This is a genomic window from Vibrio sp. 10N.247.311.12 (assembly GCF_041467515.1).
GTDB lineage: Bacteria > Pseudomonadota > Gammaproteobacteria > Enterobacterales > Vibrionaceae > Vibrio > Vibrio crassostreae_C.
Window position 1 is genome coordinate 14,191 of record NZ_JBFSUV010000021.1, and the last position, 13,350, is coordinate 27,540.

Here is a 13,350-nt window from a genome sequence, read left to right on the forward strand (position 1 = left end):
TTAGCGGGATTTACTGCCATAAGCAAAGACATATAGACGTCTAGAAGTGTTGACGTCTCACGTTTATGAAAGTAAAGTGAATAACATATATCTAACACAGCCGCAAAATGCCGACAAGCCGCTGTGATTCTCAGACGCAAAACTTGTAAGGAAGCACCTATGAGCAGCCGGAAGCCAGCAACAATCGCAGTACGTACTGGTATCGAGTCAGACACGCAACACCATGCCGTTGTCCCACCCATTTATCTTTCGACTAACTATGGGTTTCCCGCTTTTGGTGAAGTGCCAAAGTACGATTACACCCGTTCTGGTAACCCAAACCGCGGTTTATTAGAGACGGCACTGTTTGAGCTTGAATCAGGCAAAGGCGCGGTTGTGACTAACTGTGGTACTTCGGCGCTTAACTTATGGGTTTCGGCTTTCTTAGGCGGCGATGATCTTATTATTGCACCGCACGATTGCTACGGCGGTACTTACCGTCTGTTTAACACTCGCTCGCTAAAAGGTGACTTCAAAGTTCTGTTCGTTGATCAATCGGATCAAGCAGCGCTGGATGCGGCGCTCGCGCTTAAGCCAAAGTTGATCTTAATTGAAACCCCATCGAATCCACTGGTTCGCGTGGTTGATATTGCAGAAACTTGCCGTAAAGCGAAAGAGGTTGGTGCTCTGGTTGCTGTCGACAACACGTTTTTGACACCTGTGTTCCAAAAGCCTTTAGAGCTGGGTGCTGATTTTGTTATCCACTCAACCACTAAGTACATCAATGGACACTCAGATGTTATTGGTGGCGTTGTGGTCACTAAGACAGAAGAACACGCTGAAGAGTTAGCATGGTGGGGCAACTGTATTGGTGCGACCGGCACACCATTTGATAGCTACATGACTTTACGTGGTATTCGTACGCTAGGTGCGCGTATGCGAGTTCACGAAGAAAGCTCACGTGAAATTCTAGCGTCTCTGCAGCAACAAGATCTTGTTGGCACTATTTACCACCCAAGCCTTCCTGAACATCCGGGTCATGATATCGCGAAGAAACAGCAATCGGGCTTTGGTTCCATGCTCAGTTTTGAGTTTGCGGGCTCATTCGAGGCGCTTAAATACTTTGTTGATAAGTTAGAGCTGTTTTCTTTGGCAGAATCATTGGGCGGTGTTGAAAGCCTGATTTGTCACCCTGCGTCGATGACTCACCGCGCGATGGGTGAAGAAGCCTTAGCAGAAGCGGGTGTTTCTCAGCAACTACTGCGTCTATCTGTTGGCCTTGAAGATGCAGAAGACCTAATCGATGACCTCAAGCAAGCGTTTGAAAGAACACAGCGCTTTATCGCTGAAGGGGAGGGTTAATAATGGCAACCTTTCGCCAGCTACATAAATTTGGTGGCAGCAGTTTAGCGAATCCTGAATGTTACCAACGCGTGGTCAACATTCTTAGAGAATACTCATCAGCATCTGATTTGGTGGTGGTATCGGCAGCAGGCAAAACAACCAACCGTTTGATTGAATTTGTTGAAGCGCTCGACAAAGATGGTCGTATTGCCCATGAATGCCTACAAGCACTTCGTCAGTTCCAACTCGATCTGATTGAAGCACTGCTTGAGGGTGAATCAGCCGCACAACTTACTGCAACCATTCAACAAGAATTTACCGCTTTGGGTGAGCTAACGGCTCCCTTGAGCGAAGCACAAAAAGCAAAAGTGCTTGGACACGGTGAGGTTTGGTCTTCACGTCTACTCGCGGCTTTGTTGTGCCAGCATGATTTACAAGCTGTTGCTCAAGATGCGCGTGCTTTTTTACGTGCAGAAGTGGGCGCTCAGCCTGAAGTTGACCGTGCACGTTCTTATCCTCTGATTAAAGAAGCCTTGGCGCAGCATGCACATTGCCGCGTCGTGATTACTGGCTTTATGGCTCAAAACACTGAGGGTGAAACGGTTCTACTTGGCCGTAACGGCTCGGATTACTCAGCAACCGTGATTGGTGCTTTGGCTGAAGTTGAACGCGTGACGATTTGGAGTGATGTGGCGGGCGTTTACAGCGCTGACCCTCGTCTGGTTTCAGATGCGTGTCTACTGCCTCTACTTCGCCTTGATGAAGCCAGTGAACTCGCTCGTCTAGCGGCTCCAGTGCTTCACAGCCGAACGCTACAGCCTGTGGCTCAAAGTGCTATGGATCTCAGCTTACGCTGCAGCTATCAGCCGGAGGCGGGCTCTACACAGATCGAGCGTGTACTGGCATCGGGTCGTGGCGCAAAAATCATTACCTCTCTGGATGAAGTGCTTATCGTGCAGCTGACCTTTGGTCACGGCCATGATTTCGACCGTCTAGAGAGTGAAGTGCTTGAAGGGCTTAAGCGTGCTCAACTTGAGCCGCTTGCTTATGAGCTTGAACCGGATCAACACTGCTTGCGTCTTGCCTATACGGAAGAGATCGCTGGTGGTGCATTAGAATATCTCCAAGATCATGCGATTGAAGCGGAAATTAAGCTAAAAGAAGGTTTCTCTCTGATTGCTGCAGTGGGTGCAGGTGTGACTAAGAACCCGAATCATTGCTACGGCTTCTACCAGCAGCTTAAGAGCTCGCCGGTTGAGTTCATCTCAGAAGCGAACTCTGGCTTAAGCTTGGTGGCTGTGATTCGTAAGAGTGAAACATCAAGCCTAGTGAAAGGCATTCACTCTCAACTGTTCCAAGCGCAGAAGCGTGTTGCGATTGCCTTGTGTGGTAAGGGCAATATTGGTTCAAGCTGGTTAAGCCTGTTTGCTGAGCAAAAAGCGGAACTTGAAAAGCGCCGTGGAATGAACTTTGAATTGGTTGCCGTGGTTGATAGCCAAACCTATTGGTTCGACGATCAAGGCATTGATGCGACTTCGGTAGGTAAGCGCTTTGACGACGAATCTATTGCTAACAATGGTAACGACTGGTTAGAGCGTTTGGGCTCTATTCAAGGTTATGACGAAGCAGTGGTTCTGGATGTGACTGCGAGCCCAGTGCTTGCAGCAAAGTATCTGCAAATCGCACAACAAGGTATTCACCTAATCTCGGCGAACAAGGTGGCAGGTTCTGCATCGAGCGAGTATTACCATCAAGTACAAGATGCTTTCGCTAAGATCAGCCGTCATTGGTTGTACAACGCGACAGTGGGTGCTGGATTGCCGATTAACCACACGGTACGTGACCTACGTGAAAGTGGCGATGACATCATTGCGTTGTCTGGCATTTTCTCGGGCACGTTGTCTTGGTTGTTCCAACAGTTTGATGGCACCGTGCCGTTCAGCGAGTTGGTTGACTTAGCATGGCAACAAGGCCTTACGGAACCTGACCCTCGTGCTGACCTAGATGGCTCAGACGTGATGCGTAAGCTGGTGATTCTGGCGCGTGAATCTGGTTTGGATATCGAGCCTGAAAACGTAAAAGTGGAATCGCTCGTACCTGCAGAGCTGCAAGATCTATCTGTGGATGACTTCTTCGACAAAGCTTCTGTACTGAGCGAAGAGCTGGCTGAGCGTTTAGAGAAAGCGCACTCTCAACAGAAAGTTCTGCGTTACGTAGCGCGTTTGGAGAAGAACGGTAAGGCAACCGTAGGCGTTGAAGCACTGTCGAAAGAACATGCTCTGGCGAACTTGTTGCCTTGCGACAACATCTTTGCGATTGAGAGCAAATGGTACAAAGATAATCCATTGGTTATTCGTGGCCCAGGTGCCGGTCGTGAAGTAACGGCAGGTGCAATTCAATCTGACCTAAACAGAATGTCTAGCCTGTTCTGATACTCAGATCGGTTGGTTTAATACTCAGATCAATTGTTTTAATGCGTAAATAGCATACTATTCACTAAGATAAATAAGGCTGAAAGCACGATGTGTTTTTCAGCCTTTTTTCTACATTATTTCTGCTTTGCGACCCATTTAACGACTTGAGTTTTACTCACGATCTACTTGAGAAAAATTCATAATGGATCTGTTGACATTAAATCGTATTCAATACATTCTACAGACATATAGACGTCTAAACGTCGTTTAAGGATTTGAGTTTTTAGTGGTTGCTTTTGCCACAGGGAGAGTAAGATGGGATACACACACGCTAGTCATATCGACGCTTTAAATCAGAATATCGCTGAGCTTTCTGACAACATCAATGTGTCATTTGAGTTTTTTCCACCGAGCAGTGAGAAGATGGAAGAGACCCTGTGGAATTCTGTTCACCGTCTTAAAACACTTCAACCAAAATTTGTATCGGTAACTTACGGTGCAAACTCGGGTGAACGTGATCGTACCCACTCAATCATTAAAGAAATTAAAAACCAAACTGGCCTAGTGGCGGCACCTCACTTAACGTGTATTGATGCGAGCCGCGAAGAGCTGATTCAAATCGCTGACGATTACTGGGCAAATGGTATCGAGAGTATTGTTGCGCTGCGTGGTGACATTCCAGCAGGCGGCGGCGCGCCAGAGATGTACGCATCTGATTTAGTTGAACTACTTAAATCTCGCCACGATTTTGATATCTCAGTAGCGGCATTCCCTGAGGTTCACCCTGAAGCAAAAAGCGCTCAATCTGATCTTATTAACCTAAAGCGTAAAGTGGATGCGGGTGCTAACCGTGCAATCACTCAGTTCTTCTTCGATGTAGAAAGCTACCTACGTTTTCGTGACCGTTGTGTAGCGGCAGGTGTGGATGTGGAGATTGTTCCGGGCATCTTACCGGTTTCTAACTTCAAGCAAGCATCTCGCTTTGCTGCGATGAACAACGTAAAAGTACCGGGCTGGATGGCGAAGCAGTTTGAAGGTTTGGATGATGATCCAACGACTCGTCAGCTTGTTGGTGCTAGCCAAGCAATTGATATGGTTCGTACACTGAGCCGTGAAGGTGTGAAAGATTTCCACTTCTACACGCTAAACCGTGCAGAAATGACTTATGCACTTTGCCATACGCTAGGTGTTCGTCCGCAAGTCGCTGCGCTGTAAGAAAAGTCTAAGAAGTAAAGCCTAAGCACTTGTAAAAAGCCTCTGGCAGTAACATTTCAAATCCTATAGATACAAAAAAGGCTTGGACTCATAGAGTTCAAGCCTTTTGCTTTTCTAGCTTAACTTAAGCTAGAGCGCCAAGTTCAAGCAGTACTTCTTCAGCCCATACAATCCATGCTTCACGGATAAGTAGGTTACGACGAAGTGTTAGACGCTCAAGGCGTGCTTGCTTGTCTAGTGTCGATGGCGTTGCGTAGTAAGCTGCTTCGATTTCTTTGTAGTGAGAAACCAGTTTGCGAGACTCTTCTACTAGCTCAGCAAGTTGTAAACGGTAAGCGTCAGAAGGTTGTACAGCACAAGCCATTAGCTTAGCTGAGAACTCGTCACGAACGGTTGGGTGTGCAGTTGGTTGTTCAAACCATTCACCTAGCGCGCCACGGCCAGCATCAGTGATAGAGTAAACTTTACGATCAGGTTTGCCTTCTTGAGGCTCAAGCACGCAAGTTACCTGGTCGTTCTGAGCCATTTTATTTAGCTCGCGGTAAACTTGTTGATGGCTAGCTTTCCAGAAGTAACCAATGCTTGCGGAGAATTCTTTTGTGATATCGTAACCAGTAGCATCGCGTGTACTTAAAACGGTTAGAATTACGTGTGGTAATGACATGTCTGAAATCCAAATGGTAAACAGTAAACAAATACTTAAACAACAAGTGTGCTTCTAATGGCACGTTATATTGGTTATGTCTAAGTAGCACCAACTCATCGGTTGGTTATGTCACCTTACAAAGCCGTTTATCACCTAGGTTGACCAGTTTATTGGTCAAGTTGCTGCAGATTATTTTTTTGGAGTGTTTCCGCAGCGGAGCAGTAGTATATCTAAATAATAAGCATAAAGTAGAATACATGGACAAAATAACCCAAAAAACTGGCAAAATACTCACTAGTGGTTATTTTGCAAAATAAAAAGGTCGCACGTGGCGACCTTTTGTTCTTTTTTTAGATATAAATGCTGATCAGGTTATAGTAGGAATCACTAATTAACCAGTGTTTCGCATACCTGCTGCAATGCCTGCAATCGTCACCATTAGCGCTTCTTCTAGCTCTGCTGGTGGTGTTTCACACTTACGAGTACGGTAAAGCAGTTCTGCTTGAAGCATGTTTAGTGGCTCAACGTAGATGTTACGTAGGCGAATTGACTCAAGCCCCCAAGGGTCGCTCTGCATCAAGTTCTCATTATTTTCTACATTCAGTACCGCTTTGATGTCTTTTTGTAGCTGTTCACGCAGTAACTCACCCAGAGGTAATAGCTCTTCGTCAACAAGACGCTGGTCGTAGTACTTCGCAATTTCCATGTTGCACTTCGAGTACACCATTTCCAACATACCAAGACGAGTTGAGAAGAATGGCCATTCACGACACATCTCTTCAAGTAGCGCTTGATGGCCTTGGTCTACTGAGTATTGAATCGCTTCACCAGCGCCTAACCATGCAGGCAGTACCAAACGGTTTTGGCTCCAAGAGAAGATCCATGGAATTGCACGTAGGCTTTCTACGCCGCCATTCGGGTTACGTTTCGCAGGGCGAGAACCAAGAGGCAGTTTACCTAGCTCCAGTTCAGGCGTCGCTTGACGGAAGTAAGGTACGAATTTCTCTTCACCACGAACCACGTTACGGTAAGCCTCACAAGAGACTTGAGACAGCACTTCCATTAGGTCGCGCCATTCTTGTTTAGGCTCAGGTGGTGGTAGAAGGTTTGCTTCTAGAATCGCACTTGCGTATAGGTTAAAGCTGTTTACAGCAACATCTGGTAAGCCAAGCTTAAAGCGGATCATTTCACCTTGCTCAGTTACACGTAAGCCGCCTTTCAAGCTCTTCGGTGGCTGAGAAAGAAGGGCTGCGTGCGCCGGAGCACCACCACGACCAACTGTACCGCCACGACCGTGGAATAGAGTCAGTTCAATGCCTTCTTCGTCGCAAACCTTAACCAGCTTGTCCATCGCATCGTATTGCGCCCAACCTGCAGACATTACGCCCGCATCTTTCGCTGAGTCAGAGTATCCAATCATCACCATTTGATGGTTTTGGATAAAGCCACGGTACAAGTCGATGCTCATTAGCTGCTTCATTACCGCTTCTGAGTTGTTCAAGTCGTCTAGCGTTTCGAACAGTGGGCACACGTCCATGCGATACGGGCAACCACACTCTTGCAACAGCAAGTGAACAGCCAGTACATCCGATGCAGTACGAGCCATAGAAATCACGTAAGCCCCAAACGCTTCACGCGGTTGAGCAGCAATGACCTTACAGGTGTCTAAAACCTCTTTAACCTGTTCAGATGGCTCCCAATCACGAGGAAGTAGTGGACGTTTTGAGCTTAATTCATTGGTTAAGAAAGCAATCTTGTCTTGCTCGCTCCATTGGTCATAATCACCAATGCCTAAGTAGCGAGTCAGTTCAGACAGTACATCTGAGTGACGAGTACTTTCTTGACGCACATCGAGACGAACTAGGTGTACACCGAACGCTTTTAGGCGGCGCAGAGTATCAAGCAGAGAACCGTCTGCGATTACGCCCATGCCACATTCGTGCAGCGATTGGTAACATGCGTAAAGCGGTGTCCAAAGTTGCTCGATGTTCTGTAGTGTTTCTTTCTTCGGAACCTCTGTGTCATGCAATTTTGCATCCAGCACTTCTAGCGTGTTGTTCAGTAGAGTGCGTAGGTTCTTCAGGATTGCACGGTAAGCTTCGTGTTCATCACCTGCTAGCTCACGAACGGCATCATTACACTTAGTCATCGACAGTTCGGTAATCAGCTCGTTTACGTCGCCTAAGTAAAGATCGGCAGCTTTCCAACGAGATAGGCGCAGAACTTCCTTAGTGATGGTGTGCGTTACGAATGGGTTGCCATCGCGGTCACCGCCCATCCAAGATGAGAAGTGTACTGGGCGTGCATCAATTGGTAGACCTTCACCAAGGTAGCCTTTTAGTCGGCCGTCCATTTCACGTAGGAAATCTGGTACAGCTTCCCAAAGTGAGTTTTCAACAACCGCAAAGCCCCATTTCGCTTCATCAAGTGGCGTAGGGCGTTGCTGACGAATCACATCTGAGTGCCAACCTTGAGCGATCAGTTGCTCTAGGCGGCGTTCGGTTTTCACGCGCTCTTTGTGTGATAGGTCGCTTAATTCTAATTTAGACAGACACTCGTTGATCTTAACTAGCTTGTTGATCATGGTGCGACGAGTGATTTCTGTTGGGTGTGCAGTCAGAACGAGTTCAATGTTCAGGTCGCGAACGGCTTGAGCCGCGTCTAGCTTGCTGATGTCATTCTGGTTTAATTTGGAAAATAGAGATTGCAGCACGTCTGGTTCACAAACATGCTCTTCACAGTGGCGAGAGATGGTGTGGTACTGCTCTGCCATGTTGGTGAGGTTGAGAAATTGGTTAAATGCACGAGCAACAGGAGTGAGTTGTTCGTTCGGCAGGTTTTTGATTTCTTCAACTAGGCTGTCACGGTCAGCTTTGTTGCCTGCGCGGGCGGATTTGGAAAGTTTACGGATAGTCTCCACTTTCTCTAAGATAACGTCACCATGTGCATCTTGGATTGTGTTACCTAGCAAGCGTCCCAGCATGCTTACGTTACTCTTGAGAGCGGCGTATTTCTCGTTCATTGTCATCCTGCCTCGTAAAAAAATTACATCCATTGTTCCTTGTTAAGTACACAATCTAGCGAAAAGTGCTGTATCTAGTCAAATAAAGCATTCTAAGTTTGCAATTATTAGTTTTCGAAATGCGGGAGAAGTAAATTTCCCAATAGTTCGGAATTAAAGTGAAATTTAATTACAAGATCAGGCTGTGTCTGGGATAACAGAATAAAAGCCACCTTTTCGGGTAGCTTTTATACGAAAATATTGGAAGAAAAGTAATAACTAGAAACAATATTTGCGGATCGACTTACTCAGAACATCAATCGTTGGATCGATAAAATCGAAGCTTAGGAACTCATCTGGTTGGTGAGCTTGGTCGATTGAGCCTGGACCCAGCACTAAGGTTGGGCAAAGTTCTTGAAGGAAAGGTGCCTCAGTGCAGTAGTTGACGGTTTGCGATTCAATCTCACAAACGGATTCCATGCCACCAATAAATGGATGGTCGTGTTGGCACTCATAACCTGGGATAGGTTCGTGCAGTGGCGTAATCTCGATTCTGCCCGGCCATTTTGCTTCCACTTCTTTAAGTGCGCTGCGCAGCATGTTATCCAAGCCATCTAGGCTGATACCTGGCAAAGGACGCACATCATAGTGCAGCTCACAGCAACCACAGATACGGTTGGCACTGTCGCCACCGTGGATATGGCCAAGGTTTAGAGTGGGGCTTGGAATTGCGAAACCCGGGTGGTGATACTCTTTGACTAGCTTGTCACGCAGTTGCATTAAAGCGAACAACACTTCATGCATGATCTCGATGGCGTTGACACCTAATGCAGGATCAGAAGAGTGACCTGATTTACCCGTTACTCGCACAGCGTTAGCAACATGGCCTTTATGGCCACGAATCGGCACAAGGCTGGTTGGCTCACCAATAATGCAGTAATCCGGTTTAAACGGTGCATTTTCAGTGAAATGACGCGCACCCAGCATGGTGGTCTCTTCGTCACAGGTTGCCAATACATATAGCGGCTTGGTCTGTTTGCTCCAATCCATCTTCTTTGCCGCTTCATAAACGAAAGCGAAAAAGCCTTTCATATCGGCCGTGCCTAACCCATAGAAGCGATTGTTGTGTTCTGTTAGTGCGTGAGGGTCGAAGTTCCAACGTCCTTCATCAAATGGCACTGTGTCGCTGTGTCCCGCAAGTAGCAAGCCACCTTCGCCCGATCCCATCTTAGCGACCATATTATGCTTGCCGGGTTCGACTTCCACGACTTCAACGCTAAAGCCTACGTCTTTAAACCATTGAGCCATTTTTTCGATCACTTTCTCGTTGCCATGATCCCAGCTTGGATCGGTCGAGCTAATAGAGTCTGTGGAAATTAGGCCTTTGTAGACCTCAAGAAAACTCGGTAATTGCATAATAACTTCACTTCTACTATTGACAGGAAAACCATAAGTCGGTAAAACACATATTAAATCATATTTAATGCATAAGAAATCAAATAAAGCTAAAAATTAAGTATGAATAGTCAAATTTGAAATGTAACTTACCTCAAAAATGGATGTGTTGAGATGTTGAAAACCACGATCATTGGCGCAAGCGGCTACACAGGAGCAGAACTGGCTCTAATGATAAACAGACACCCTGAGCTCACGCTATCAGGTTTATATGTCTCAGCCAATAGTGTAGACGCAGGTAAACCTATTGCGGCACTGCACGGTAAGTTAGCTGGTTTGATTGATATGCCAGTACAACCTTTAACAAATCCGGAAGAAGTAGCTAAACAGTCTGATGTGATTTTCTTAGCAACGGCACACGAGGTTAGTCACGACCTAGCGCCAATCTTTCTAGAGAACGATTGCCAAGTCTTCGACCTATCGGGAGCATTCAGAGTTAAAGGCGAAAACTTCTATCAAGAGTTTTACGGTTTTGAACATCAACACGAACAATGGCTAGACAAAGCGGCTTACGGTTTAGCGGAATGGAACGAACAAGAAATTAAAGAAGCTCAGCTTGTCGCTGTCGCGGGTTGTTACCCAACGGCATCACAACTGGCGATTAAACCTTTGGTTGAGGCCAAGTTACTGGATGAAAACCAATGGCCAGTGATTAACGCGACTAGCGGTGTGACTGGTGCAGGCCGCAAGGCGACGATGGTTAACAGCTTCTGCGAAGTAAGCCTGCAAGCTTATGGCGTCTTCAATCACCGTCATCAACCTGAAATGGCTGCACATTTAGGATGTGATGTGATTTTCACTCCACACCTCGGCAACTTTAAGCGCGGTATTTTAGCGACCATCACCATGAAACTGGCTGAAGGCGTGACAGAACAACAGATACAAGATGCCTTTGAACAAGCTTACCAAGGTAAACCAGCAGTGAGACTACTCGAAGAGACACTGCCAAGAATTCAAGATGTAGAACAGACACCTTTCTGCGACTTAGGTTGGAAGGTTCAAGGTCATCACATCATCGTTGTTTCAGCGATTGATAACTTATTAAAGGGTGCATCTAGCCAAGCGATGCAGTGTTTGAATTTACGTTATGGTTTTGCGCCATTAACTGCGTTAGTGTAAGGAAATCTAGATATGAGCCTTAATAATCAACCATTAATCATAAAGTTAGGTGGCGCTGCGCTATCTTGTGGTGAAACACTTAGCAAGTTATTTGGTGCTATCTCTGCTTACCAACAACAGGCACAACGACCAATCGTGATTGTTCACGGTGGCGGTTACCTTGTTGATGATTTGATGAATAAGTTGAATCTAGAAACCGTTAAGAAAGAAGGGCTACGTGTTACTCCTTATGATCAGATCCCTGTGATCGCTGGTGCACTAGCGGGCACGGCCAACAAACTACTTCAAGGTCAGGCAATTAAAGACGGTATCAATGCCGTTGGTTTAAGCCTAGCAGACGGTGGTTTATGCAAAGTGAGCGAACTGAACCCTGAACTGGGCGCGGTAGGAAAAGCGGAGCCGGGCGACTCAACCGTTCTGCAAGCGATTCTTAATGCGGGCGCACTGCCAATCATTAGCTCAATTGGTCTTACTGAGCAAGGTCAACTGATGAACGTCAATGCCGACCAAGCTGCGGTTGCCGTTGCGGGCGCACTTGATGCTGAACTGGTACTGCTTTCTGATGTAAGTGGTGTGTTGGATGGCAAAGGCCACCTCATTCCAAGTCTTAATCAACAGCAAGCCGATGACCTTATTGCCGGCAAAGTGATTACCGACGGCATGATCGTTAAGGTTCAAGCTGCACTAGAAGCCGCTAACGACCTTGGACGACCAATCGAAGTTGCCACTTGGCGATACCCAGAAAAGCTAACACAACTGTTTTCAGGTAAAAGCATAGGAACACAGTTTTTACCTCAGTAGGTCTCACAACGAGTCACTACTTAAAGAATTTAGACAAATTAAATAAACATATAATTATGAAGTCATTTCCAACGCTGACCGCCATGTGCAGTATGGAAACTAGGAGAAAGAAAATGAGCAAAGTTAACGTAAAGAAAGTTGTAGTAGCCTACTCTGGCGGTCTAGACACATCAGTAATCATTCCATGGTTGAAAGAGAACTATGACTGTGAAGTGGTTGCGTTTGTTGCGGATGTTGGTCAAGGCGACGAAGAGTTGATTGGTATCGAAGAGAAAGCAAAAGCTTCTGGTGCATCTGAGTGTTACATCGCAGACCTTAAAGAAGAGATGGTTGCTGACTACATCTACCCAACGCTGAAAACGGGCGCTTACTACGAAGGTAAATACCTACTAGGTACGTCGATGGCGCGTCCAATCATCGCGAAAGCACAGGTTGAAGTCGCACGTAAAGTAGGTGCAGACGCACTGTGTCACGGCTGTACTGGTAAAGGTAATGACCAAGTTCGTTTTGAAGGCGCATTTGCTGCACTAGCACCTGATCTACACGTAATTGCACCATGGCGTGAATGGGATCTAGTGAGTCGTGAAGAGTGTCTAGATTACCTGGCTGAGCGTAACATCCCTTGTACGGCTTCTCTTACTAAGATTTACTCGCGTGATGCAAACGCATGGCACATCTCAACAGAAGGCGGCGTTCTAGAAAACACATGGAATGCACCTAACGAAGATTGCTGGGCTTGGACTGTAGACCCTGAGCAAGCGCCAAACGAATCTGAAACAGTGACGCTTAAAGTTGAAAAAGGCGAAGTGGTTGCGGTTGATGGCGAAACAATGACGCCATACAACGCACTGGTTTACCTAAACGAGAAAGGTGCTAAGCACGGTGTTGGTCGTATCGATATCGTAGAGAACCGTCTTGTTGGCATGAAGTCTCGTGGTTGTTACGAAACTCCGGGTGGCACAATCATGATGGAAGCACTGCGTGCAGTAGAGCAACTGGTTCTTGATAAAGCGGCATTCGAATTCCGTGAAGAGCTCGGTGTTAAGGCTTCTCACCTTGTATACGATGGTCGTTGGTTCACTCCACTATGTAAGTCAATCCTTGCCGCGACAGAAGAGCTAGCACAAGACGTGAATGGTGAAGTGGTTATCAAGCTTTACAAAGGCCATGCAACGGTGACTCAGAAGCGTTCTGACAACAGCCTGTACTCAGAAGAGTTTGCAACCTTTGGTGAAGATGAAGTTTACGACCAAAGCCATGCTGAAGGCTTCATCCGCCTTTACTCGCTATCAAGCCGTATCCGTGCTTTGAATAGCCAAAAGTAATCTTAACAATGAGTTAGTGAGCTAGCCTTTGATGAAAGATTGAAGGTTAGT

General features: G+C 46.5%; 9 protein-coding genes. 6 read left to right on the top strand and 3 right to left on the bottom strand.

Annotated elements, in window-relative coordinates; translation table 11 throughout:
• Positions 1-159 precede the first annotated feature (159 nt).
• The 3 genes from AB6E30_RS11035 to metF all read left to right on the top strand — a co-directional run bounded on the left by AB6E30_RS11035 (position 160) and on the right by metF (position 4,952).
• Entirely contained in the window at positions 160-1,341 is a 1,182-nt protein-coding gene (locus AB6E30_RS11035; protein WP_017063681.1) for an O-succinylhomoserine (thiol)-lyase, read from the top strand.
• A 2-nt stretch (positions 1,342-1,343) separates the two neighbouring features.
• On the top strand, positions 1,344-3,755 hold the full coding sequence (locus AB6E30_RS11040; RefSeq protein ID WP_372103607.1) for a bifunctional aspartate kinase/homoserine dehydrogenase II: 2,412 nt from the start codon (positions 1,344-1,346) through the stop codon (positions 3,753-3,755).
• Positions 3,756-4,052: 297 nt separating this feature from the next.
• On the top strand, positions 4,053-4,952 hold the full coding sequence (gene metF, locus AB6E30_RS11045) for a methylenetetrahydrofolate reductase (RefSeq protein ID WP_004729683.1): 900 nt from the start codon (positions 4,053-4,055) through the stop codon (positions 4,950-4,952).
• Between the two features lie 124 nt (positions 4,953-5,076).
• On the opposite strand, the gene AB6E30_RS11050 is transcribed toward metF, so the two are convergent.
• The 3 genes from AB6E30_RS11050 to argE form a co-directional block, all read right to left on the bottom strand.
• Positions 5,077-5,616 carry a PadR family transcriptional regulator gene (locus AB6E30_RS11050; RefSeq protein WP_372055001.1) on the bottom strand — a complete coding sequence of 180 codons (540 nt, stop codon included), beginning with the start codon at positions 5,614-5,616 and terminating at the stop codon, positions 5,077-5,079.
• A 373-nt stretch (positions 5,617-5,989) separates the two neighbouring features.
• Positions 5,990-8,626 carry a phosphoenolpyruvate carboxylase gene (gene ppc, locus AB6E30_RS11055; protein ID WP_239830794.1) on the bottom strand — a complete coding sequence of 879 codons (2,637 nt, stop codon included), beginning with the start codon at positions 8,624-8,626 and terminating at the stop codon, positions 5,990-5,992.
• A gap of 252 nt (positions 8,627-8,878) precedes the next feature.
• Positions 8,879-10,015, bottom strand: coding sequence for an acetylornithine deacetylase (gene argE / locus AB6E30_RS11060; protein WP_004729680.1), 1,137 nt, complete (start codon positions 10,013-10,015; stop codon positions 8,879-8,881).
• A 153-nt stretch (positions 10,016-10,168) separates the two neighbouring features.
• Between argE and argC the strand changes: the two genes are divergently transcribed.
• From argC to AB6E30_RS11075, 3 genes are all read left to right on the top strand, one after another.
• Positions 10,169-11,173 (top strand): N-acetyl-gamma-glutamyl-phosphate reductase, encoded by a 1,005-nt coding sequence (gene argC / locus AB6E30_RS11065; RefSeq protein WP_017061139.1) that lies wholly within the window; start codon positions 10,169-10,171, stop codon positions 11,171-11,173.
• Positions 11,174-11,185: 12 nt separating this feature from the next.
• The gene (gene argB, locus AB6E30_RS11070; RefSeq protein ID WP_017063686.1) at positions 11,186-11,974 is read left to right on the top strand and encodes an acetylglutamate kinase; all 789 of its coding nucleotides are present in this window, start codon (positions 11,186-11,188) and stop codon (positions 11,972-11,974) included.
• Between the two features lie 113 nt (positions 11,975-12,087).
• Entirely contained in the window at positions 12,088-13,299 is a 1,212-nt protein-coding gene (locus AB6E30_RS11075) for an argininosuccinate synthase (RefSeq protein WP_017061137.1), read from the top strand.
• The last annotated feature ends 51 nt before the right edge of the window (positions 13,300-13,350 follow it).

Bases quoted from the DNA above. Each gene is read 5' to 3' on its own strand.
- ppc (WP_239830794.1), bottom strand. From the start codon at position 8,626: ATGACAATGAACGAGAAATACGCCGCTCTCAAGAGTAACGTAAGCATG.
- AB6E30_RS11040 (WP_372103607.1), top strand. From the start codon at position 1,344: ATGGCAACCTTTCGCCAGCTACATAAATTTGGTGGCAGCAGTTTAGCG.
- AB6E30_RS11075 (WP_017061137.1), top strand. From the start codon at position 12,088: ATGAGCAAAGTTAACGTAAAGAAAGTTGTAGTAGCCTACTCTGGCGGT.
- argE (WP_004729680.1), bottom strand. From the start codon at position 10,015: ATGCAATTACCGAGTTTTCTTGAGGTCTACAAAGGCCTAATTTCCACA.
- argC (WP_017061139.1), top strand. From the start codon at position 10,169: ATGTTGAAAACCACGATCATTGGCGCAAGCGGCTACACAGGAGCAGAA.
- argB (WP_017063686.1), top strand. From the start codon at position 11,186: ATGAGCCTTAATAATCAACCATTAATCATAAAGTTAGGTGGCGCTGCG.
- metF (WP_004729683.1), top strand. From the start codon at position 4,053: ATGGGATACACACACGCTAGTCATATCGACGCTTTAAATCAGAATATC.
- AB6E30_RS11050 (WP_372055001.1), bottom strand. From the start codon at position 5,616: ATGTCATTACCACACGTAATTCTAACCGTTTTAAGTACACGCGATGCT.
- AB6E30_RS11035 (WP_017063681.1), top strand. From the start codon at position 160: ATGAGCAGCCGGAAGCCAGCAACAATCGCAGTACGTACTGGTATCGAG.